Genomic DNA, 23,193 nt, shown 5'->3' with positions numbered 1-23,193 from the left:
TCAAAAAGTGGGAAATATATTTTGTTAGGAAACTATTGCTGCGATACGATTGCAACTAGTTTTTCTCGGTCTCCGGTGTTTTAACCAGGATCTCTTTTGCCATAACCATGGGAACTTTGATGTATTTCTTTTCCATATAGTTGATGACTTTTTCCAATACTTCTCTTGCTTCGGGTGTTAATGCCTGTACTTCCTGAGCAAAGACCTCGTTTAAAGCAAATGATTTGATTTCTTTGATCTTTTCAGGAACTTCACGCATGGCAACTTCCACACGTCTTTGCTTGATCAGTGGTAAAAACTCCTGGATATTGTCTTGGATGATTTTTTCAGCACTGTCCAGTTCATTATAGCGTTCCTGGATATTTTTTTCCGCGATAGCCTGCAAGCTACTGACTTCGATGTAATGGATGGGGTTATTTTTAATTACCTCGGCATCAATATCATTTGGAACAGCCAAATCAATGATAATTTTCTTATCTGTTTCGCCGTTTAATAGCGATTGGTACAGGGAATTGTTAATGATCGACGTAGGTGCACCAGTACAGGTAATTAGAATATCGAATCCGCCTTTGTATGCGCCGATTTCAGCAAGAGGATAAGCCTCTGCATGGAGTTCCTCTGCTAAAACTTTTGCGTTTTCAAGAGTACGGTTAAAAACAACAAACTTCGCTTTTTGATTTTTCTGGAAATATTTTGCTAGGTTTTGATTCGTTTCCCCTGATCCGATAATAAGTATTCTAGGGTTTTCAACCAACTTTAATTCACGTAGTTTGCGGTAAGCAAGGGAGACAACAGAAATCGGATTTCTGGAAATTTTAGTGTAGGTATAGACTTCTTTTGCTGTCTTTACAAGACGATCCATCATTAAACGAAGGAAATCACCGGTAAATCCCGCTTCTCTACAGCGGTCATAAGCTCTACGCACCTGAGCCAGGATTTCTTTTTCACCGACAACAAGGCTTTCGAGTGAACAGGACATACGAAGTAAATGATGCAAAGCATCCATTCCTTCATATTTGTTGACCTGACCCAAATAACATTGAAGGCGCTCTTGCGGAACACAGAAATTCAATTTTCCCATAAACTCCGCAATAAATTCGTTGGTCAATTCGTGAGCTCCGTAAAATACAAACTCTACTCGGTTACAAGTACCAATGTAAAAGATCTCCGGAATATCCAGGCTGTGTTTCAAGTTAATGAGGCGACTTTCTAAATCCTCATTGCAGATCACTAGATTACCTAGATCTTTTAGTTCGACATGTTTATGAGTAAACGCTAATACTTTAAGATTTTTCAAAGCTCTAATCCCTCGCTTATATTTAACGGTACAAATGTAGCTTAAATGCTTTGTGCTTGTGTCAAAAATCTGTCAAACGGATTAATTTAGAAAGATTTTAAATAATTGGTTTTTATATGTAAGGTGTTGTTTTTTAATGTTTTAACCTTTGTTTTTTGACCGAGTGATTTTCATCACGCTGATGCGTGATGAGAATTTCAGTTTCTCCAAGGTATTAAACTATTCATTATTGCCTGTATTTGTTTGCGCTGAGTCAACCGTTATATCTTCCAGTTCCTCTACATAAGGGCCTTCTTCGGAAGTGGTTGCCTCCTGGATTTCATCATCACTATACTGGTAATAAGTATCAAAAGTTTTTGTTCCCTTATTATAAATCAAAGCGTATTTGGAACTTTTGTTTTTGACAATAATGCCATCAGCTGGAGCTGGTACTAATTTCATCTCATCCATAAAAATCTTCTGCCCTTTTTTAAAGCTATTGATCAGAGGAAGCTCACTGGAATATTCTTTCCAGAATAAGATATCCCCTTTTGCTGATATAATCCAGATTGCACTGCTTTGGTAGTCGTTCTTTTCCACAAGAAAAGCCATTTCTTTGTTCCAATTGTCCGCGTCAGGGCGATCTGTGAAATTACCATAGCAGAAAACCGACTTTGCACGATCCTTTATGCGGGTAAATTTATAGATCGGTTTATCACCGGACGGCTCCAGGTAGCTATTTTCCATAAAAATTTTTGTAATGCCTCTGCGATAACGCAATGGAATGTTGTCATATTCAGGAATTGTAAAGATGGCATTGTTCCAATGGGCGTAGTCTCCAATGCTACTCCAGCCATCAGCCTCTTCGAGATCTTTAGGATCCGCATTCTCAAATCCGTCTACAGCTGTTGCGCTGCTGTCTAAAGGAATAGTATCAAGATCTTGTCGCTGTACATAATTATAATATCCACCACCTGAAAGCATAACCAATAACAAGACAATCCCAATAATGATGTATGTTTTTTTCTTTGATTTCGGCTGAGGTACCTGCTCCGATGCAGTTTCTTCAAATACTCTTTTCATGTCCAATATCTGGCTTAAATTTAAAATAAACTTTCAAGTAAGAATTCCTTTCAGAGAGGTGCTATTATGCACTTAATTTTTTCACAGGCTACTGTGAGCTTCTGAGGTATCGTCTTTTGACCGGAATTCTGTACGAGAATTTCGTTTTAAAAATAGATTAATTTTTCAAAAAATAGAAGACAAGTTATATAAGTGGCAATATTCAACTTATATTCGTGTCAGTTTTAAAGTTATTTGAACCATGCTTATCATAAGGAAGTATTTTGCCATTGTTGGACTTGTCATTTGTTTTCTGTCCAGTATGACTCCATTCTTAAAAGTTCCTATCAAAGGTAATTGGAACCTTTATCAGGTGGATGCCTATCTATTTTTTATTACCATGTTGATTTTGGGGGTAACAGCATTGCTATTTTTTGTTCGTGCAGTGCGTGCCTATCAGTGGATGAGCCGATTGGCAGCAAGTTGGTATCTTATCAGTATTGTCGCTGTATGGTTTAAAATCAACAACTATTTTGGCTGGGGCTTTGCCGACAAGCTGCTTTCAAAATCGCTGCACATGCGCTGGGGATGGATAGTTTACTTTGTAGGGATCCTACTATTACTTTTGAGCACAAAGAAGATTGTTTCAACAGAGGAGTAAGCATTTAAAAAATAAGCTAGATTAAATATCTAGCTTATTTTTTATTGGGACGATGTGGTATAAAATGAGCTTTTAATTTATCTAAGCCCAGATCTTCCTCAATTTTGTCTAACTCATAGGACCAGATTTTCTCATCTAAAATTTCATGCAGCACTTTTGGATTGGTCAGGTCCACTGGACGTACGCGCTGTTCTTTATTGATCGGATTTGTCAGTTCCTGTAAACTGCTGCTGTGTCTGATGATCTGAAAACGGAAAGTCGGCCATTTGCCTACATTTGCGAAGTTTCCTGTATAAAATTGAATCGAATCATGTGGCGGTATTTTATTGCTAAAAAGACCTTTCACTTTATTTGCAGTCGCTTCGGAAACTGATACCAGGAGTTCGTAACTTGTTTCATTGATGATATGTAACTTGGCCAATCCATCTTTGTGATCTCCGGAAATGGCCAATAAAATCCCTTTTTCTATAAAACGATGGGGAGTCAATGGAGCTGCATGCTGGTCAAGCTCGTCGTCCGCCCGTCTCATATTTCCAAAAACGAGTGTGATCTTGTCCATTGGAACAGGTATTTCAAATCCTGTCTCATCGGTTACTCCGACAATATCGTTGGCTTGCATGGAAGTGATGTGCCCTTCTATGGGTTCATCTACAAACCTGACTAGGTCGCCTATTCTAAATTTCATGATTAATTTACTTTTGTATCTATAATATGTAATAGTTTTTCAAGATCTGTATGATCATTGTATAGGTGGAATCCTACTCGGATACCGGATCCGCGAGGGAAACATTTTATACCCTCGTCCATCAGAAGCTGAAAATTTTTGGGGTCGATCTGTATATTGAAGATGTTACTCTGCGGACGTCTATTGGTAATGCGATCCAGGAGCAATCCTCTGTTGGCCAGTTCAGCCCGGGCCTGCGCCACCAGATCCTGTGTATACGAGACAGTAGCGGCATAGCCCCATTGCTCAAGTTGTATTAAAGACTGTTGTAAGGTCCCCTGGGCCAAAGTGTCCAAATGTCCTGGTTCAAAACATAACTGTACCACAGACTTATTCATCCATTGATTGTTGAGGTAACTGTAGTTTTTCTGAATATCAGCATAGAGGAGTTCTTTCAGTCGATCATTAAGCAGGATAAAGCCATTTCCAAATCCGGCCATTAACCATTTATATCCACTACTAATAACAGCATCAAATCCTGAAGCATTAAAATCAAATAAATCGGTTCCTAAAAATTGTGTTCCATCGCCAATGATTAACAAATCTGGATGCTGGTGTTTTAATTCCTGTATAAAGGATAGGTCAATTTTTAAACCAGAGATATATTGAACAATGGAAAGAATCAGTACGTTGGGTTTAAAGGTCGCTATGGCATCCAATATATTTGCTTCAAGCTGTTCATCCATATTGACGAATCTATGCTCAAAGCCAGTTATTATCGTCGGGAAATTTACAGACGGGTAATCATTGTCCAGAAGTAGAACCTTATAATGCTTAGGTAAGCCTGCTAACAGCGCGTTGAAGGCAAAAGAAAAGCAGCTTGATAGAAACACATTGCCCTTTGGGCAATGGAAGAATCGTTCAAGTGTATTTCTGCAGGAATCCAAAGCAGCACCCTGTTGTTCACGGAGTATCGTATCGGTAGTATGGAATTCTTGATCGCGCTGTGCCCGCCATTGCTTTGTTTCACGTGAAAGTAGACCTGAGCCAGGTGTGGTTAAGTAGGTTACTGCTCCATCAATATCAAAATATTTGCTATAGGGACTGTTCATATCTTGGGTCTTTTGTTAATATTGCTAAATAATCAGGCAAGGAAATGTATTCGCCGCCCATACTTTCCAAATGAGACGTATGAAATTGACAGTCTATCAGTCGGAGGTCTATTTCCTGTGCGAGAAAGATGAGTGCAGCTTTGGACGCATTGGGTACTTTGGAAAACATGCTTTCACCACAAAATACACCATTGATCAGTACACCATAGAGTCCACCAACAAGTGATCCTTCTTGCCATACCTCCACAGAATGTGCGTAGCCCATTTCATACAGCTTCGTATAAGCCTTGATCATGTCGGTTGTAATCCATGTTCCCTCTTGGTCCTTTCTATGGATCGAAGAACAAGAGCTGATAACATCATTGAAGTTTTGGTCTATAGAGATAGAAAACGTATTTTTCCGCATAAAGGAAGCCATACTTTTGCTGATCTTTATCTTGGATGGATAAATGACAAACCGGGGATCGGGTGCGTACCATAATATTGGGGTATCGTCACTAAACCAGGGAAAAATACCATTGCTATAAGCCAATAGCAGGCGATCAGCCGAAAGATCTCCGCCGATGGCCAATAAGCCATCTTTTTCGGCGTAGCTAGGATGTGGAAATTCCAGTTTTTTGCTATCCAGTTCAAATACCATTGATTCTTAGATAAGCCAATTTAAAGTACATTATTCTTCTGGTTGACGGGGCTCTTTACTGATTTCTTCAAACAATTTGTCCATGTGCTCCACGTACTCGTTGGTATCGTCTAAGAAAAATTCCAGCTGTGGGACAATTTTTACCTGGTTTTTAATTTTTGAGCCCAACTTATATCGTATCTCGGATGTTTTGGTACGGATAGATTTGATATCATCCTGTGCGGTCTTTGTGTTTAAAAAACTCAAATAAACCCGTGCAATCGCCAAGTCCGGAGTAACTCGAACACGTGTAACTGTAATGAATGCCCCTGGAGCCCATGCGTTACCTTCCCGTTGAAATAATGCTGCTAAATCCTGTTGAATGACTCCAGCAAAACGTTGCTGTCTCTTGCTTTCTGTTCCCATCGTATACGTTTTATGTTGAATATTCTCAATATGATAAACAAAGATAAGTATTTTAGGCAAGAATATTATGCTCGCAGATTGACTAAGGCCGAACTGTAGCGGAGGAAAAGGCATGAAAAAAGGCACATCTTGGTTTGACGTGCCTTTAAATTTCGATTCACAATTGGTTAGGTAATTTCTTGCAAGTTTTAAGACGTTGGGGTCTATCATATTTGGTTCTAAAATTCGGTGTATTTAAAGTGGTAAGTATTTACTAACCTTACCAACTTCTAATTTTTCATCTCCCTTACACTACAAACATAGGAATACTTAAAAAACTGACAAAATAAGTTTTAAAAATAAAGTGAGTGGTTACTTATAAAATGTGTTTATTGCGATTTAACAAACTTTTAACATTTGATTTTTTTTGTAACACTGTTTTTCGGGCCTTAAAAATTCTGCTTTTAGCCCTCCCATGAATAATGTTGCACCTAAAACAGCTTGGCATTGATATAACCATTTGCAATTGGTATTTTTGTCCTGTTAATATTGTAAGTATATATCCGTAATCAAATCGGTCGTTTTAGAACGGAAGATAGATATGGCTTAGGATTATTTGACGCGCTAAACAGCAAATCCGGTATCGCGTAGGGCAGAGTAAAGGATAAGAAGCTTTTTCGCTTGGGGCATATAGCGAAGTGTTCAATGGAAAGACATAATAGATGTACTAATAAATATTCTGATGAAATTATTCTGGGCCATGATCAGCCACTAAACCGAAATGCAGAATCGGCTCATTTTAATTTCGTTATCAAAAAACAAAAAATATATTAATGAAAATCTGGCAAAAAAATATAGATGTTGATTCATTTGTGGAATCATTTACTGTAGGTAATGACCGTGTAATGGACCTGCAACTAGCAGCAGCGGATGTATTGGGCTCTTTGGCGCATACACGAATGTTGAATAGTATCAATCTCATGACTGATGAAGATCTTGTTGTGGTACAAAAGGAATTGAAAAATATCTATAAGGAAATTTTAGCAGGAGATTTTCAGATTGAAGATTCGGTAGAAGATGTGCATTCTCAGGTTGAGATGTTATTGACACAACGTATTGGCGAAGCTGGGAAAAAAATTCATTCGGGACGATCCCGCAACGATCAGGTACTCGTAGATCTGAAATTATATTTCCGTTCCGAAATCCAAAATATTATTCATAATACGGAAGCTTTTTTCAATGAGTTGATTCAACTTAGTGAACGTTATAAGCATATTTTAATTCCGGGATATACACACCTTCAGATTGCTATGCCTTCCTCTTTTGGTTTGTGGTTTGGCGCCTACGCAGAAAGCTTGGTAGATGACCTTGAAATGATGAAAGCTGCGTGGAAAGTCTGCAATAAAAATCCATTGGGATCTGCTGCGGGCTATGGTTCATCTTTTCCATTAAACCGAACGATGACAACGCAATTATTGGGTTTTGAAGATTTGAATTATAATGTGGTTTATGCCCAGATGGGAAGAGGAAAGACCGAGCGTATTCTGGCGCAGGGGATGAGTGCTATTGCGGCAACCCTGGCTAAATTCGCGATGGATGTCTGTCTATATATCAATCAAAATTTTGGTTTTATTTCATTTCCGGCACATCTGACAACCGGATCGAGCATTATGCCGCATAAGAAAAACCCGGATGTTTTTGAATTGATTCGTTCCCGTTGCAATAAGATTCAGGCTTTGCCAAATGAGATTGCCCTGATGACAACAAATCTTCCTTCAGGTTACCATAGAGATCTCCAATTATTAAAGGAAAATTTATTCCCAGCTTTTAAATCGCTTAATGAATGTCTTGAAATCGCCACCTTTATGTTGGAAAATATTTCCGTAAAGGACAATATTCTTGATGACCCTAAATACGATTATCTATTCTCGGTAGAAGTCGTAAACAATGAGGTACTCAAAGGCGTGCCTTTCCGTGAAGCCTATCGGAAGATCGGTATCGATATTGATGAAGGACGTTTCAAACCTTCGAAAGAGGTAAATCACATGCATGAAGGTAGCATCGGAAACCTCTGTAATGATCAGATTCAACGGATGTTTCAGCAAGTAATGGCGACTTTCGGGTTCGAGAAAGTAGAAAAAGCGCTGGAAGAACTGTTAAAATAAGATTGGAATGTGACGTTGATGCCGCGGATGAAACTGAGAGTTGGGTGTCGAATGGAATAACAAAAAAGAGCTGTGGGAAAGTAACCACAGCTCTTTTTTGTTATTTTTTTATTGAAAACTTAAAGTGCGTCTCCGAATCAAATTGCGCTCCGGCTTTTAGCAATGTTGAAGGAAAGTCAGCTTGATTGGGGCTATCTGGGAAATGCTGTGTTTCCAGACAAAATCCGGCATAAGGTAAATATTTATTGCCTCTTTTACCGATGTCATTTCCTGTCATCCAATTCCCCGTGTAAAGTTGAACACCAGGCTCGGTAGTGTATACATCTAACTGAATCCCCGTGTTTTTGGAATAGGCTGTTGCACAGGGTTGGGAAATCGGTTTATTGTTGACATAACAATGATCATACCCTTTAGCCAAGATGAGCTGCTCATCATTTTCTGTAATATCCTGCACAATCTTTTTGGGTAATCTAAAGTCAAAGGGAGTGCCTTCTACGGGTACGATGGCAGTGGGTATTTGATGTTCATCTACAAATAGCACCTCGTCTGAATTTATCTGAAGCACCTGCTGTAATATATCCCCACTTCCTTCTCCATCAAGATTGAAATAGGTGTGGTTTGTTAAATTTATAGGGGTGTCCGCATCGGACTGCGCATGATATTTGATGATGATCTCGTTGTTTCTGGTCAGGGTATAAGAGACCATTGTTTTTAGGTTTCCAGGAAAGCCTTCTTCACCATCTTTTGAAACATAATAAAATTCTACATGAGATTGATAGGTTACTCTGCGGTCCCAAACTTTATCGTGAAAGCCAGAGATACCTCCGTGCAAACAATTGATCCCATTATTTTGAGGAAGTGTATACTGTTTTCCATTAAGCTCAAATTTGCCATTTGCAATACGGTTTGCAAAGCGGCCGGCAGTACAGCCATGGTATTTTTCGTCCGCTTCCAGATAGCCCTGAATTGAATCAAACCCGAGTGCAACGTCCACCAAATTGCCTTTGTTATCCGGGACTAAGATACTGACTATACGAGCACCATAATCCGTTAAGAGCACCTGCATACCACCCTCATTTTTTAATAAAAGTAAATGGGTGTTTTTTCCTTCTATTACGCTGTCAAAATACTTTGGAATAAGTGATTGATATTTAGTCATGATTGTTCCTATTGGTATTGAAAGTTAAAGATACAGAATATAACCTGTATATAAATGCCCCTGGTAACACCTCCCTGTAAAATTTGTCATTTTGAGATTTGGTTCAAACCAATTATTGGAGAAATGGTATATTTGCGCTATGTCTGAAAAAATGAACTGGAAAGATTTGCTTTCTGCAAAACGTTGGGGTTATGAAGATAGAACAGCTGACAGCTATCTTGTGGCCCGGTCGGAATTTCAACGGGATTATGATCGGTTGATCTTTTCTTCCCCATTTCGAAGATTACAGAATAAAACCCAGGTTTTTCCGCTTCCGGGAGCTGTGTTTGTCCACAATAGACTGACACATAGCTTAGAGGTCGCCAGTGTAGGTCGTTCACTTGGGCGCATGTTTTACGCCCAGTTAAAGGAGGAAAACCCGAATATAGATGCTGAATACCCATTCCTACAGGAGGTCGGAAATATTATTTCAGCAGCCTGTCTGTCCCATGATCTGGGTAATCCCGCATTTGGACATTCCGGTGAGTCGGCAATATCTACTTACTTCACAGACGGAGATGGGCGGAAATATCAGGAACAGGTAACAGCCGAAGAATGGGCAGATCTGACCCATTTTGAAGGTAATGCCAATGCTTTACGGATTTTAACCCACGCTTTTCAGGGAAAGGATCCAAAAGGATTTGCATTGACGTATACCTCATTGGCATCTATCGTGAAATACCCCTGTTTAGCGATTGATGGGCATGTCAAAAAAAGCCATCATCGCAAAAAATATGGTTTTTTTACTGAAGAGCAAAAGGCGTTTGAGAAAATTGCGAACGAGTTAGGCCTATTACGAGATCCTTCCAATCCCAAGGGCTATCTGAGGCACCCCTTGGTGTACCTCGTCGAAGCTGCCGACGATATCTGTTATAATATTATTGATTTGGAGGATGCCCATCATTTAAAAATATTATCCTACCAGGAGGTAGAGGAACTTTTGTTACCGTTATGCGGTTCGGAGGATCTTCGTGAACGATTGGATGGCTTGCTTGATACCCCGAGCCGTGTAGCGCTTTTACGCGCCAAGGCAATTAATACACTGATCAAAGGTTGCGTCGATGTATTTGTTCGTGAGCAAGAACAGTTTTTATCGGGAACTTTTTCGTCCGCATTGATGGATGCCTTGGATGAGAATATCGTAAAACAAATGAACAAGATTTCGAAAATTTCCATAGCGAAGATCTATAATGCCCCCACAGTGGTACAGATCGAGATCGCTGGTTATCGTGTCATGGATGCGCTCTTAAAAGAATTTGTGCCTGCATACCTCAAAAAGAATAAAAATAATTACGATAAAAAATTAGTTGCGCTGATTCCGGAACAGTTTTATACCGATAAACAGGATTCCTATTCCAAAATTCGCTGTGTGCTGGATTTTGTTTCTGGTATGACCGATGTATATGCCATCGAACTTTATCGTAAAATTAAGGGAATAACAATTCCTAGTATTGAATAAGTTGCTGAACCATGTACTTTATTCGCTAGCGACCTTGCCTAGTTAGGTTAATTTCTAAATTATCTGGTCAAAGTAAAAATGCAAGTAGGTCAAGAGATCTTTAATAAGTACCGTCTCAAATTTCAATACACAAATTGCAATACGTTAAAATGAAAGTTGTAATCGCTGAAAAGCCCTCTGTGGCTCGTGATCTGGCCCGTGTGATGGGAGCGAAGGAAGTCAAAGACGGCTATATCGCCGGAAACGGCTACGCCTTTACCTATGCTTTTGGTCATTTGGTTCAATTGTGCACACCTCAGGCTTACGGTTATAATAGTTGGACCATTTCCAATCTTCCTATCATACCTGCAAATTTTAAACTGGAATCGAAGAAAGTAAAGCGGGATGGAAAGCAGATGGATGACGCTGGTGCCGTCAAACAGCTCAATACAATAAAATCACTGTTAGAGCAGGCTGAAGAAATCATTGTAGCAACGGATGCGGGACGTGAGGGGGAATTAATCTTTCGTAATATCTATTATTTCTTGGGTTCAAAGGTGCCGTTTAAACGGCTTTGGATTTCAAGTCAGACGGATAAGGCCATCAAAGAAGGTTTCGCGAATCTGAAAGAGGGAACGGAATACGATAGTTTATATATGTCTGCCCGTTCAAGGTCAGAATCGGATTGGTTGATCGGGATCAATGCTACACAGGCAATCACCCTGGCAGCTGGTAACAAAGGACTTCTTTCTTTGGGCCGAGTTCAGACACCGACCCTGGCAATGATCTGTTCTCGATATCTCGAAAATAAAGATTTTAAACCTCAGGCATTTTATAAAATCCAGGCAGGCTTTGAAAAAGATAATATCAGCTTTAAAGCCACTTCAAACAAAATAGATAAAAAAGATGTTGCTGAACAGACAATCGCCCGGTTGACAGTTGGGACAAATGCACGCGTTGCAAAGGTTGAGGCGAAAGAGACAAAGGAGCAACCCCCTTTATTGTTTGACTTAACTTCCCTGCAGCAGGATGCCAACAAAAAATATGGTTACTCAGCCGACCAGACGCTGAGTATTGCGCAGACACTTTACGAGAAAAAGGTCATTACCTATCCCCGTACTGGATCCCGTTATATCGGTGAGGATGTTTTTGAACATATTGAGGAGCTTTTTCAGCACCTCTCGGATCATGCGGAGGAATCTATTGCTTCCATTGCGAAGAATTTAATTGGAGCAAAGTTAAATAAGCGTTCCGTTGATGATAAAAAGGTAACAGATCACCATGCATTATTGGTGACTGATGAGAAACCGGGGCACATGTTGAAAGAACAGCAGAATATTTACAACATGATTGCTAAGCGTATGATCGAGAGTTTCTCGGAAGTCTGTATCAAAGATATCACTACGGTCTCAATAGATGCAGAGGGAGTCGAACTTATTGCGAAGGGGACGGTCATCAAACAGTACGGCTGGCGTCTTTCTGCCGAGCAGATCGAAGCACCAGATGAAGATAAGAACAACGATGACCAAGACAATGAGAATGCGCAGTTACCTAAATTACTGGCAGAGGAATTACTGCAAATATTGACGTTGGAACTTGCTGAGCGTTTTACCAAGGCACGTCCGATTCATACCGAAGCTTCCCTCCTAAAAGCAATGGAAACATCCGGTAAAGAAATTGAAGACGATGAAATGCGTCAAGCGATGAAAGACTGCGGTTTGGGAACACCAGCTACCCGTGCGGCCACGATAGAGACACTTTTTCAGCGCGATTATATCAAGCGCGATAAGAAAAAACTAATTCCAACGGAAAAAGGACTAGCCGTATATAACCTCGTCAAAGATCGTTCGATAGCAAAGGTGACACTGACAGGAAAATGGGAACAGAAGTTAGAGGAAATGCGGGCCAATAAAGTTTCTTATGATGTTTTTATGAAACATATTAAGGACTACACGGCGAAAATTACCAAAGAATTATTGGCATTGCGAATATCATTGGCGCAAGAGGAAGTTAAACCACAGCAAAAGGGGAAGATCAAATGTCCTAAATGTGAGAAAGGCTTAATCCTTCTCTATGATCGGGTGGCACAATGTGATCATTATGCCCGGGGCTGTGATTTTAAGATCTGGCGAACATTGAACGGCATTTTTCTGGAAGAAAAAGAGATGAAGAATCTTTTGGAAAAAGGGAAGACCTCGGAGTTTAAAGGAGTTAAAAACAGTGAGGGCGCTATTGTAAATGCTCCGCTGGTATTCGAAAACTTTAAAGTTAACGTGGGATAGGTCGGCCTACCCCACGTTGTTGCTAACATCGTAGCTGTTTATTTCAGGATTAGAATATCGTCTAAAGCCTTTCCAATCGTTGGAAATTGAAATGTAAACCCAAGTTCCGTTAATCTTTCCGGTATTACCCAGCGACTTTTTAACAAGAGCTCAGTTTCCGTCCCGATCAATAAAGCACCTATTTCCAACAACCATTTCGGTGCCGGGAGACCAATTTTTCGATGCATGACGCTTCGAAAAGTCTCCATAAAAGTTTTATTCCTAATCGGATTGGGGGCCGCACAATTGATGATCCCCTCTATTTTACGATTTTTTTGGATAAATAAGATAATCTGGAAAAGATCCTCAATGTGTATCCAGCTAAAATATTGATTGCCATTCCCCTGTATTCCGCCTAAACCAAAGCGAACAAGATTTTTAAAAGGTTGTATCACACCGCCATCTGCGCCTAGCACAATTGCCATCCGGAGAGCAACCTGTCTGGTATGGGGTAAGTGGAAATCGAAAAATGTCTGCTCCCATTTTTTTGCGACCTCGACAGAAAAACCCCTTCCGATCTCGCCATTGCTTTCTGTCATTGGTCGATCTTCGGCATGGCGGTAGATTGTGGCAGTACTTGCATTTAACCAAAGGGCAGGGGGCTGGCTGCAGTTTTCAATTGCCTTACCTAAAATACTTGTGGTCTCTGTTCTTGAAGAAAATATCAGCGCTTTGTTGCGGGCATTGTAGCGACAATTGACTGACTTGCCCGCGAGGTTGATCAACATTTCAGCATGTTCAAGCGCGGCCAAAATACCATCCGTATCAGTCCAAGATATATTTTCTTTCTGCCTACCAATAAGGATGACCTGATATCCCATTTTTTGGAATCTTTTGGAAAGATATTGTCCGACAAAACCTGTTCCACCTGCAATAACTATTTTAGGCATGATAGTACCATTTTTAGAAATTGGTTTTACTCGTTAATTGTTGCTGGCATATTTCTTCTCTGCTTTGCAATTCTTTTGCCCCGGAAGAACAGGAACATATTCAGAAAAAGCATAGCGCCCAAATAAATGCTGAATCCACCGATTTTATAACTGAGGCGCTCAATGAGCTCCTGTACACTGGGCTTATACAAACTGATTTCTAGAATATACAAGGCAAATCCCAGGTTCATCAGGTAAAAGCCAATACGGAATAGATTGTTTGTCGCATTGGCAACTTCCGGTCGTCCCGCAAAAATATCATTCATGTACACGATGCTATTTTTGAAAAGCACATACGCAACATAATAGGTCAGTGCAATTGCAATGGGCAGATAGATAAAATACCCGATAACTGTTAAATTTCCCATGATATTATGATTTAATAGTGAATGAATTTGTCTTTTTAGCGAAAAAATAAATGCCAAGCATATTAAAGTAGTGCATGCAGACAAGAACAAATAGTAATGTTCCTGTTTTTAATGCAATACTGCTGATCAGATCCCCAAATGTTTGTATTTGTTTCCAGTAACTGAATTGAATGACGGCATAACCAATATTGAGCAAATAATATCCTATAAGCAATAAGTTGTTTGTCGTGTCTGTTAGTGCAACGTTGTTCTTAAACAACGAAAGAATAAAAATACGACCATTTTTGTGAAACAAGCGACCTACCCAAAGGATAATGTAGCAGGTTAGCAAGCCATATATCGCGTATGCAAGGATATTAAAGTTCATAAGATCACATCATTAGTTTGATCAATTTTAGCAACAGATCCCCGCCGCTGGTATTGAATAGTTTGTTGGCGATGGTTTCGAGTTGATCCGTTAATACCTGGATATCTTTTACAGTCTTATGAAACTCCTTGCCTTCTGGCGTTTTATCTTTTTCGGTATTTTTGCTGATTTCTTTGAGAATATCCATGACCGGGTCAAGTTCTTTTTGTTTGCGCATAACAGCAATTTTCATGGCCCATTTTAATACGTCTTTCTCCGCAACGAAATATTCCTTTCGGTCTCCTGCAATATGTTTTTTGTAAACAATACCGTAATCGACCAATTGACGGATACTCATGTTGGCATTACCTCTAGAGATAACCAGCTTCTCCATAATTTCGTCTGTAGACATGGGGTTGCTCGCAGAAAGGAGTAATGCATGTACCTGAGCAACGGATTTGTTGATCCCCCATTCGGAACCCAACGCTCCCCAAGTATCTATAAATTGCTGTTTTGCTTCTTGTAATTCCATCTTCATTTTTATTTCTTACTCAAATTTAAATATAGTTTTTTAGTTTTCAAAAATTTCTGAAAATAAAATAAATTCAATAAGCAAGTCACCCTAGCGTAATAAGAGTTAGCTTTTCTTGTGTCCTTTTTGATTTGTATTAACTTTGCTGACATTATGGCAACAACTTTGTATAATCCCTTCAAACAATTTCAGTTTGATCCAGCTATTTGTTTTTTAACAGGCAATAAACTTCAGTCTGAAGAGGAGCGTATTCAGGTATTTCCTGTCTGGATGATGAAATCTTTTCAATTGGAAGATAAACCTTTCAAAATGTTGGACGAAAATCTGGTGACTTACAAGTCTCTAAAACTGCCGTGCTCGATCCATGCAGCTGAAGCAATAGAACAGATGGAACGTGCCGTGGAACAAGCATTTGAACAAGGTTATGATGCAGTGAAGCAGTTGGATTCATTATTATTGTTTCAATGGATGTCAAAGATCATCTATGGTGTTGTCTACAACGAGATCCTGGCTGGAATCCGGCAACAGAAAGCCTCTGGTGAGGAGATGAATTTTTCCCAGGCGTTGGCTCAACGTTTTACCAATTTACATGCAATGTTGCAATCGTTGGTCGTTCCGATGGAATTTGAGAATACATTTCCATTTTCGCTGGTTGTGGTTCCCGTTAATAATGCCTCTGATACCTTTATGTATCGTGATGAAATCAATACCTTGATTTTTTCTATTCGAATGAAGGATTTTGCAGTCATTGCCTGTCTCCAGGATAATGCGACGAATAATATCTATCATGAGGACATATTAAAAGTAATTGCTGGGAAGACGTTGCATCCCATCCAGTTTGAAGAGCTATGTGCGCGCTATTTTTATTCTGCTTACCTTTTTAATCGTTTGCCAGATTACACTTATCTAAATACACCGCAGAAGGTTTATGTTGAACCTATGCCTTTAGCGGACATGTCGATGAAGCCAATATTTGATCATTGGCAGAATAAAACGTATGGACAAGTGCTGGAAAACTTCTGGAAACCCTGGGGTTTAACCCTGTTCGAAATTATTAAAAATCCAGAACAACCAATTAGCTTTTTACTGGATGATCAAGGAGCTTTTATCACGGATGTTGATATGCCCCTAAATTGAATCTGAAGAAAATAAAGTAATAAGTTGCTCCAAATACGCGTTAAAATGGTATGATTATGGATAGGATCAGGTATGTATTCACCAAGATTTAAAATTACTATTTCGACAGCCCTGCTTTTTATCGTTTGTTTGACTTCACGGGCGCAGACTGCAGTTGTTCGTAACATACCTGCAGATAGTCTAGCCCAAAAGGTAGATGATTTTCCTTATTTTAAGGGCGGGGTGGTGGCCTGGTCCAGATTTTTACAGAATAATCTCGATTTGACACGAACTGTCGGAGCTATGGATAGTGTTGCGTATGCAAAATATGGCTCCAAACAGACTGCGATTCTTAATTTTATCGTTTGTGAGGATGGGGCTATTTGTAATATTGAAATTGAGAATCGGGAGAAGGTAAGCCCCGAATTTGCGAAAGCCGTATTGGCGGCAATGCGGAAATCACCACAGTGGATGCCAGCATTAGTTAAGGGAAAGCCTGTCAAAACAAGGTTTAGGCAACCAGTAGTCGCTGTTATTGAATAATTGAAATGCAAATATAATTTAGGAAATTAACCATTTATTCACTTCATATGTCATTTTGGGATAAAGTCAAAAAAATCATGAGCGGAGAAGATGACGAATCTTCTACCGAAAAGAAAGATGTTGAAATTACTGCCGGAGGTTCGACTGTGTATCGTTATGAAAATCAGCCGGAGGAAAAAGATCCAAAAGATTTATTCCCTGAGGTGCAGTGTGTTTATCTGGATGAGATCGAGGATCATTTGGCAAAGTATATCGCTGAACCCGATCTGGTCTTTCACGAAATTATATCTGAACTTGTACATATCGATGTACATTGGATCAAGCCTACGGCGAATTATCCGTACAATATCCTGGTAACTTCTGGTATGAGTGATCTGCCGATGAACGTTCCGGAGGAAATAGATGATAAGCAAGCTTACGAGCGTGCAGAATTAATGGTTGTACTTCCCGCGGATTGGAAAATAGGAGAGGAGGAGTTTCAGGATGATAACAATTACTGGCCAGTCTATTTTTTGAAAAGGTTGGCGCGTTTTCCGCATGAGTATAAAACATGGCTAGGCTATGGCCATACGATCCCCAATGGGATGGAGGCCGAAGAAATAGCAAATACCGGTTTCGGCTGTATGCTCTTATTGCCGCCGATGTTGAGTTTTAATGAAGAATTTTTGGAGCTTCAAACAAAAGATGGGAATATCATTAATTTCTATGCGATGATTCCGGTTTATAAGGAAGAGATGGATTTCAAACTAGAGGAAGGAACGGATGCGCTACTGGATCTTTTTGATGAATATGGGATCTCGGAACTTGTGGATATAGACCGTCCAAATGTTTGTCGAAAATAGTAATCTCGGTTATTCTAATTGAAAAATGCAGTATTGTTAGCGGTTAATCCTCCAATCAATACTGCATTTTATGTATTATAAGCTCTTGTTGATAATTGTTATTGTTTTGTCGATATCCTCCTTACTGACATTCAGGTGCGGCCTGAAGCGAATGCTTTTCTCGCCACAGCCCAACATAATCAATTTGTTAGAATAAGCTCGTTTGATAAATTCATTACGGGAGTCTGCCGACTCAAAATCTAGGGCAATAAATAGCCCTTCTCCCCTTAAGTTACTGAGCTGCGGTCTATTTTTTATAACTTCCTGTAGCCTAGTTCTAAGATAGTTTCCTTTTTCCGTCGCATTGGCCAGAAGATTTTCTTGTTCGATAACTTCCAGGATGAGTTTAAAGCGGAGCATGTCCATAAAATCTCCGCCAAATGTTGAGTTTATACGACTGGATTCTTTGAACACATGATGTTCAACTTGATCAAATTTTTCCTTATTCGCTAATATACCACAAACCTGCGCTTTTTTACCAAATGCAAGAACATCTGGTATAACGTCATAATGTTGATAAGCCCACATTTTCCCGGTAATTCCCATGCCTGTCTGTACTTCATCGAAAATAAGTAGAATTTCATTCTTGTCACAGATTTGACGCAGTTGCTGAAAGAATTCTTTACGGAAGTGATTGTCCCCGCCTTCGCCCTGTATTGGTTCAATGATGATGCAGGCAATATCGTTGGGATTGTTGTGGATAGCTTGATTGATTTCGGCGATTGCTTTTTCTTCCAGGCTTACTGTCCGGGCGAGACTTTCTGCTGTCAAAGGGTATGAAAGTTTAGGATTAGTTATCCGTGGCCAGTTAAACTTTGGAAAATACATGTATTTTCTGGGATCTTGTGTATTTGTCAAAGAGAGTGTATAGCCTGATCTACCATGAAAAGCCTGTTTAAAATGGATGACCTGGCTCGCTTCTTTTTGTATACCCTGGGCAAAATTAAGTCTTGTTTTCCAATCAAAAGCCGCTTTGAGTGCGTTTTCCACCGCCAGTGTGCCGCCAGAAATAAAAAAGGCATAAGGGAGTTCTTTTGGTATAGCCACACGGTCGAAGGTGTCCACGAAATCTGCGAATTCCTTTGGATATACATCCGATATCGCCGGTTTGTTGACCGCCATCTTCCCTAGAAATTCACGGTGCTTAACTAAATGGGGATGGTTATAGCCAACGGCCATGGAGGCAAACATGCTAAACATATCCAGATATTCATCTCCATTTTCGTCGACAACATAAGATCCGTGCGATTTTTCCATATCCATGACCAATGGAAACCCATCTGCCAATATATGTTTACTTAGTCTTTCATGTACGTTGCTCATAATTTCGAATCTGAATGGTTTATAAATCAAATTTTATACCCTGTGCCAAAGGTAAGTCTGTAGTGTAATTAATGGTATTTGTCTGGCGACGCATATACGCTTTCCATGCATCCGAACCAGATTCTCTACCACCTCCGGTATCTTTTTCTCCGCCAAAGGCCCCACCGATTTCTGCACCTGAGGTGCCTATATTGACGTTTGCTATGCCACAATCTGATCCGGCAGCGCTGAGAAATAGTTCAGCTTCTCTCAGATTGTTTGTCATTACAGCGGAGGATAGGCCCTGGCTGACGCCATTTTGCAGTGCGATAGCATTGCCGATGTCACCCTGATACTTTATTAAATATAGAATGGGAGCAAAAGTTTCATGTTGCACGATCTCATAATGATTTTCGACCTCTGCAATAACTGGTTGTACATAGCAACCACTTTCATAACCTTTACCTTCCAGTACTTTGCCTTTAATAAGCAATTTTCCTCCTTGTGTTTTGATTTTGTCCAGTGCGTTTAAGTATGACTTTACGGCGGCTTTATCAATCAATGGGCCTACATGATTTTTTGTGTCCAAAGGGTCGCCAATTTTTAATTGCCCATAGGCTTTTGTCAGTTGTTTTTTGACTTTGTCGTAGATACTCTCATGGATGATAAGTCGTCTTGTGCTGGTGCAGCGTTGTCCTGCTGTGCCCACAGCGCCAAATACGGCACCGATGATTGTCATGTTGAGATCTGCATCTGGGGTAACAATAATCGCATTGTTTCCACCAAGTTCCAGTAGTGTTTTGCCCAGCCGTTGTGCGACGGTAACAGCAACTTCTTTTCCCATCCGTGTTGATCCTGTTGCCGAAACCAAGGAGATGCGGTTGTCAGCAGCAAGCCATTCACCGACTTCTTTGTCGCCCATGACCAAGTTGGAGATGCCTTCAGGTAATCCATTGTGATGGAGGATTTCTGCTAATAGTTTTTGGCAGGCAATGGCACATAGTGGCGTTTTCTCACTGGGTTTCCATACGACTGTGTTTCCACAGATCAAAGCGATGGCTGTATTCCATGCCCACACTGCTACAGGGAAATTAAAGGCGGTAATAATACCAACTACACCCAAAGGATGGTATTGGTCATACATGCGATGGCCGGGACGTTCAGAATGAATGGTGTTGCCGTAGAGTTGTCGGGATAGTCCTAGCGCGAAGTCACAGATGTCAATCATTTCTTGTACTTCACCCATACCTTCTTGATAGGATTTCCCCATCTCATAGGAGACTAATTTTCCGAGTGTTGCTTTCAATTCTCGTAATTTATCGCCTAGTTGACGGATAATGTCTCCTCTCTTGGGAGCGGGGATAAGTCGCCATGCTTTGAACGCGTTTTGGGCATTACTGATGACCGTCTCATAATCCTTCTGGCTGCTAGCTGACACTTTTGCAATGAGTTTTCCATCTACAGGAGATAGGGATTCGAATACCTCACCACCAGAAAACCACTTTTGGCCTGTTGGCGAGCCTAAATTCTGGGATATTATGCCGAGTATTTTAAGTTCTTTTTTTATCATAATGGTTTATTTTATTCGTGGAATATGTTAAATATAGGGAATAAAATTCTGTTAAACAAGATGTGTGTGAATATTGTTCAGTTTGAAAATATTTTATTATCTTAGAGAAGCTAATGTAGACTATACGATTATGAAACAAATAAATGTTGATTATTTTCAAGTGGATGACCTTTTATCGGAGGAGCACAAACTTGTCCGTCGTGCTGTTCGGGATTTTGTTCGGTCAGAGATAAAACCAGTTATAGAAGATGCAGCACAGGCTCATCAGGCCATAGAAGGCTTGATGCCCAAACTTGGTGCAATAGGCGCTTTAGGCCCTTATATTCCAGTAGAATATGGTGGTGCGGGGTTAGATCAGATCTCTTATGGTTTGATTATGCAGGAACTGGAGGCCGGTGATTCTGCCGTTCGTTCGGCTGCTTCCGTGCAATCTTCTTTGGTGATGTATCCAATATATACCTATGGTAGTGAGGAGCAACGCCGTAAATATTTGCCGGGACTAGCTTCCGGGGAACTTGTAGGCTCTTTTGGTTTAACCGAACCGAACCACGGTTCTGATCCCGGGGGGATGGAAACGCGATTGACAGCGAGCAATGGTGGTTTTTTATTGAACGGTGCCAAGATGTGGATTACAAACTCACCAGTATGTGATCTTGCTGTAGTTTGGGCGCGCGATGAGGCTGGAAAGGTGCGGGGGGTAATTGTTGAACGTGGAATGGATGGTTTTGAAACACCGGAAACATTACATAAGTGGTCTTTACGAGCTTCTAAAACAGGCGAACTGGTTTTCCATGATGTCTTTATCCCTGCTGAAAATGTATTGCCTGAGGTAAACTCAATGCGTGGGCCGCTGTCTTGTTTGAATTCTGCGCGGTATGGAATATCTTGGGGTGTTATAGGAGCGGCGATCGACTGTTATGAAACGGCTGTTCAATATGCGCTGGAGCGCCAACAATTTGACCGACCAATTGGCGGGTTTCAGTTGCAACAGAAGAAATTGGCTGAATTTCTGACTGAAATTACGAAGGCTCAGTTATTGTCTTGGCGCTTGGGACTTTTAAAGAATGAAGGGAAAGCAACCCCACAGCAAATTTCCATGGCCAAAAGGAATAATGTGCATATGGCTTTACAGATTGCGCGTGAATCCCGCCAGATTTTGGGAGGAATGGGGATTGTCGGAGATTTTCCAATTATGCGGCATATGATGAATCTCGAGTCGGTTATTACATATGAAGGAACTCACGATATTCATTTATTGATTACTGGCCAGGATATCACAGGGCTCAATGCGTTTTCTTCTTAATGCTGTTTCTATCTTAAATTATATTTGAGCTACTCTTCAACGCTATTAGTGGAGATTGTGCACTTTTGTCGGTGTTCGCATTTTGCTTTTTATGGAAAGTAATCTGCTGAATTTATATTTTGTTATCCGCAATTTTTGAATGCTTTTACTTTACAAAAACGGCGATTCCAGCCAATGAGTCCGAGTGTTTGGCCTATTTTGGATTATTTTTCGGCTGTAATTCGGGTACTGTCCGGGACAGAATCGGGCTTTAAACCAGCCTGAGTGCAGATGTGTGCATGCTGCAGCCGTACTGCTACAGCTGTTTTAGCATGCTAAACACGGACTCAACACGGACTCAGCATGGACGCACCACGGCTTCATCCCGAAGCTGTCCTAACTGAGGTGTGAAGCAGCCCCGACTGATGCATGAAGCAGCTCAGATGGGAAAGTGCCCGCGTCTCGTTCGCCCCCGCTTCGCCCCCTGTTCGGAAATTCTCTATCCATTCTCTATCCGTTCCCTATCGTCCACCTATCTAAATGATAGGGAATGGATAGGGAAACGATAGGTAAAAGATAGGTGGAAGCCGAAGGAAGGGCGAAGCAGGTACGGACAGGTGACGGAGAAAGGCCGAACCAGCCTCCCTTCGGTTCGCCATTGCGCTAGGGGACCCGGCGAAAGCCCCTTTGCGGTCCGTGGTATCCCTGCCCGTACCGTATTCCCGGCACCATCCTTCCGCTTCCGGAGCCTTTCCTCCGGAGCGCCACCCCCAATCCCGCCGCAGATCCGGTACTAACCCACCATCTGTCTTTACCGGTACTCCCTTGGCCGCTTCGGCCCCCACCGAAGCCTCCCGGGCCCCTTTGGGATCCCGTTTCACAAAAACAATCCCCCACCGTTCCAGCCAGTTAGCAGAAAAACAAAAGAAATAAGAACAAAAAGCTTGGAAGTTTGTTAACAAACTCCCTATCTTTGCACCACTCCGCAAGGGAGGGACGGTTGCCGCGAGAGCAGGCAGCCATGAAAAAAGAAAGGTTTAAGAGAGCCTGGCAGGATTTAAAATCCCGTTCAGCTTATTTTAAACGCGGAAATCAGAAAAGAGAAAAAGAAAAAAAAACTTCAAAAGTTTTTTGGAAGTTCAAAAAAGATTTCTACCTTTGCAGTCCCAACGGAAACGGAGGGAAACAGAAAAAGATAAAGAGGGATGCAATGTCCATCGGAATAAAGCGGATACGGAAGTTGAAGCGCAAAAAGTTCTTTAAGAAAACACAATCATGTAGCGTGACGAGTAGACAAACGAAAGTCATGAACAAATTCAAGAATTAGTTCAATTCGATCCAAGATCAGAGATATAAAAAAAGAATTCTGATTATGTAAATAGTTAGAATCAAAAACTTCATTT

The 23,193-nt window shown here is 40.7% G+C and carries 23 protein-coding genes; 9 read left to right on the top strand and 14 right to left on the bottom strand.

Annotation, left to right across the window (positions count from 1 at the left end):
* Positions 1-55: 55 nt before the first annotated feature.
* Together hemA and BWD42_RS19320 are read right to left on the bottom strand one after the other, a co-directional pair.
* A complete protein-coding gene (gene hemA / locus BWD42_RS19325) occupies positions 56-1,297 on the bottom strand; it encodes a glutamyl-tRNA reductase (protein WP_077438065.1) in 1,242 nt (413 codons plus the stop codon).
* Positions 1,298-1,516: 219 nt separating this feature from the next.
* Positions 1,517-2,359 (bottom strand): hypothetical protein, encoded by an 843-nt coding sequence (locus BWD42_RS19320; RefSeq protein WP_077438064.1) that lies wholly within the window; start codon positions 2,357-2,359, stop codon positions 1,517-1,519.
* Positions 2,360-2,600: 241 nt separating this feature from the next.
* Between BWD42_RS19320 and BWD42_RS19315 the strand changes: the two genes are divergently transcribed.
* Positions 2,601-2,999, top strand: coding sequence for a hypothetical protein (locus BWD42_RS19315; protein WP_077438063.1), 399 nt, complete (start codon positions 2,601-2,603; stop codon positions 2,997-2,999).
* A 34-nt stretch (positions 3,000-3,033) separates the two neighbouring features.
* Here the strand turns inward: BWD42_RS19315 and BWD42_RS19310 are convergent, their stop codons facing one another.
* From BWD42_RS19310 to rbfA, 4 genes are read right to left on the bottom strand one after another with little or no spacing between them, the layout of a single operon-like run.
* Positions 3,034-3,684 (bottom strand): hypothetical protein, encoded by a 651-nt coding sequence (locus tag BWD42_RS19310; RefSeq protein WP_077438062.1) that lies wholly within the window; start codon positions 3,682-3,684, stop codon positions 3,034-3,036.
* A 2-nt stretch (positions 3,685-3,686) separates the two neighbouring features.
* A complete protein-coding gene (locus BWD42_RS19305; protein WP_077438061.1) occupies positions 3,687-4,775 on the bottom strand; it encodes an aminotransferase class V-fold PLP-dependent enzyme in 1,089 nt (362 codons plus the stop codon).
* Entirely contained in the window at positions 4,759-5,415 is a 657-nt protein-coding gene (aat, locus tag BWD42_RS19300) for a leucyl/phenylalanyl-tRNA--protein transferase (protein WP_077438060.1), read from the bottom strand. The genes BWD42_RS19305 and aat overlap by 17 nt, the downstream gene beginning before the upstream one ends.
* Positions 5,416-5,445: 30 nt before the next feature.
* Positions 5,446-5,820 (bottom strand): 30S ribosome-binding factor RbfA, encoded by a 375-nt coding sequence (gene rbfA / locus BWD42_RS19295; RefSeq protein WP_077438297.1) that lies wholly within the window; start codon positions 5,818-5,820, stop codon positions 5,446-5,448.
* Positions 5,821-6,632: 812 nt separating this feature from the next.
* Between rbfA and argH the strand changes: the two genes are divergently transcribed.
* Positions 6,633-7,964: an argininosuccinate lyase gene (argH, locus tag BWD42_RS19290; RefSeq protein ID WP_077438059.1), complete on the top strand. Its 1,332-nt coding sequence runs from the start codon at positions 6,633-6,635 to the stop codon at positions 7,962-7,964.
* A gap of 100 nt (positions 7,965-8,064) precedes the next feature.
* Here the strand turns inward: argH and BWD42_RS19285 are convergent, their stop codons facing one another.
* The gene (locus tag BWD42_RS19285; protein ID WP_077438058.1) at positions 8,065-9,123 is read right to left on the bottom strand and encodes an aldose epimerase family protein; all 1,059 of its coding nucleotides are present in this window, start codon (positions 9,121-9,123) and stop codon (positions 8,065-8,067) included.
* Between the two features lie 139 nt (positions 9,124-9,262).
* Between BWD42_RS19285 and BWD42_RS19280 the strand changes: the two genes are divergently transcribed.
* Together BWD42_RS19280 and BWD42_RS19275 are read left to right on the top strand one after the other, a co-directional pair.
* Complete coding sequence (locus tag BWD42_RS19280; protein ID WP_077438057.1) at positions 9,263-10,621, top strand: deoxyguanosinetriphosphate triphosphohydrolase; 1,359 nt, start codon at positions 9,263-9,265, stop codon at positions 10,619-10,621.
* Positions 10,622-10,770: 149 nt separating this feature from the next.
* A complete protein-coding gene (locus tag BWD42_RS19275; protein ID WP_077438056.1) occupies positions 10,771-12,882 on the top strand; it encodes a type IA DNA topoisomerase in 2,112 nt (703 codons plus the stop codon).
* 38 nt (positions 12,883-12,920) lie between these two features.
* Here BWD42_RS19275 and BWD42_RS19270 read toward each other — a convergent pair whose 3' ends face one another.
* From BWD42_RS19270 to BWD42_RS19255, 4 genes are read right to left on the bottom strand one after another with little or no spacing between them, the layout of a single operon-like run.
* Entirely contained in the window at positions 12,921-13,811 is an 891-nt protein-coding gene (locus BWD42_RS19270) for a TIGR01777 family oxidoreductase (protein ID WP_077438055.1), read from the bottom strand.
* Positions 13,812-13,837: 26 nt separating this feature from the next.
* Positions 13,838-14,218, bottom strand: a complete 381-nt coding sequence (locus BWD42_RS19265) for a hypothetical protein (RefSeq protein WP_077438054.1) — start codon at positions 14,216-14,218, stop codon at positions 13,838-13,840.
* Positions 14,219-14,222: 4 nt separating this feature from the next.
* Positions 14,223-14,585: a hypothetical protein gene (locus tag BWD42_RS19260; protein WP_077438053.1), complete on the bottom strand. Its 363-nt coding sequence runs from the start codon at positions 14,583-14,585 to the stop codon at positions 14,223-14,225.
* A 4-nt stretch (positions 14,586-14,589) separates the two neighbouring features.
* Positions 14,590-15,096 carry a GbsR/MarR family transcriptional regulator gene (locus tag BWD42_RS19255; protein ID WP_077438296.1) on the bottom strand — a complete coding sequence of 169 codons (507 nt, stop codon included), beginning with the start codon at positions 15,094-15,096 and terminating at the stop codon, positions 14,590-14,592.
* A gap of 153 nt (positions 15,097-15,249) precedes the next feature.
* On the opposite strand from BWD42_RS19255, the gene BWD42_RS19250 reads away from it, so the two are divergent.
* From BWD42_RS19250 to BWD42_RS19240, 3 genes are all read left to right on the top strand, one after another.
* Entirely contained in the window at positions 15,250-16,233 is a 984-nt protein-coding gene (locus BWD42_RS19250; protein ID WP_077438052.1) for a hypothetical protein, read from the top strand.
* A 72-nt stretch (positions 16,234-16,305) separates the two neighbouring features.
* On the top strand, positions 16,306-16,755 hold the full coding sequence (locus BWD42_RS19245) for an energy transducer TonB (protein WP_077438051.1): 450 nt from the start codon (positions 16,306-16,308) through the stop codon (positions 16,753-16,755).
* A gap of 77 nt (positions 16,756-16,832) precedes the next feature.
* On the top strand, positions 16,833-17,597 hold the full coding sequence (locus tag BWD42_RS19240; RefSeq protein WP_217700105.1) for a suppressor of fused domain protein: 765 nt from the start codon (positions 16,833-16,835) through the stop codon (positions 17,595-17,597).
* Positions 17,598-17,672: 75 nt separating this feature from the next.
* Here the strand turns inward: BWD42_RS19240 and lat are convergent, their stop codons facing one another.
* Positions 17,673-18,959 carry an L-lysine 6-transaminase gene (lat, locus tag BWD42_RS19235; RefSeq protein ID WP_077438049.1) on the bottom strand — a complete coding sequence of 429 codons (1,287 nt, stop codon included), beginning with the start codon at positions 18,957-18,959 and terminating at the stop codon, positions 17,673-17,675.
* Positions 18,960-18,978: 19 nt separating this feature from the next.
* Positions 18,979-20,508, bottom strand: coding sequence for an aldehyde dehydrogenase family protein (locus BWD42_RS19230; protein WP_077438048.1), 1,530 nt, complete (start codon positions 20,506-20,508; stop codon positions 18,979-18,981).
* 130 nt (positions 20,509-20,638) lie between these two features.
* Between BWD42_RS19230 and BWD42_RS19225 the strand changes: the two genes are divergently transcribed.
* The gene (locus tag BWD42_RS19225) at positions 20,639-21,811 is read left to right on the top strand and encodes an acyl-CoA dehydrogenase family protein (protein WP_077438047.1); all 1,173 of its coding nucleotides are present in this window, start codon (positions 20,639-20,641) and stop codon (positions 21,809-21,811) included.
* Between the two features lie 515 nt (positions 21,812-22,326).
* Here BWD42_RS19225 and BWD42_RS19220 read toward each other — a convergent pair.
* Entirely contained in the window at positions 22,327-22,752 is a 426-nt protein-coding gene (locus BWD42_RS19220) for a hypothetical protein (protein WP_139351216.1), read from the bottom strand.
* Between the two features lie 59 nt (positions 22,753-22,811).
* On the opposite strand from BWD42_RS19220, the gene BWD42_RS19215 reads away from it, so the two are divergent.
* Positions 22,812-23,117 carry a hypothetical protein gene (locus BWD42_RS19215; RefSeq protein WP_139351156.1) on the top strand — a complete coding sequence of 102 codons (306 nt, stop codon included), beginning with the start codon at positions 22,812-22,814 and terminating at the stop codon, positions 23,115-23,117.
* The last annotated feature ends 76 nt before the right edge of the window (positions 23,118-23,193 follow it).

This window comes from Sphingobacterium sp. CZ-UAM (assembly GCF_002000245.1).
Classification (GTDB): domain Bacteria; phylum Bacteroidota; class Bacteroidia; order Sphingobacteriales; family Sphingobacteriaceae; genus Sphingobacterium.
The sequence above is the reverse complement of the archived record's forward strand: the minus strand, read 5'-3'. Positions and strand labels throughout refer to the sequence as shown.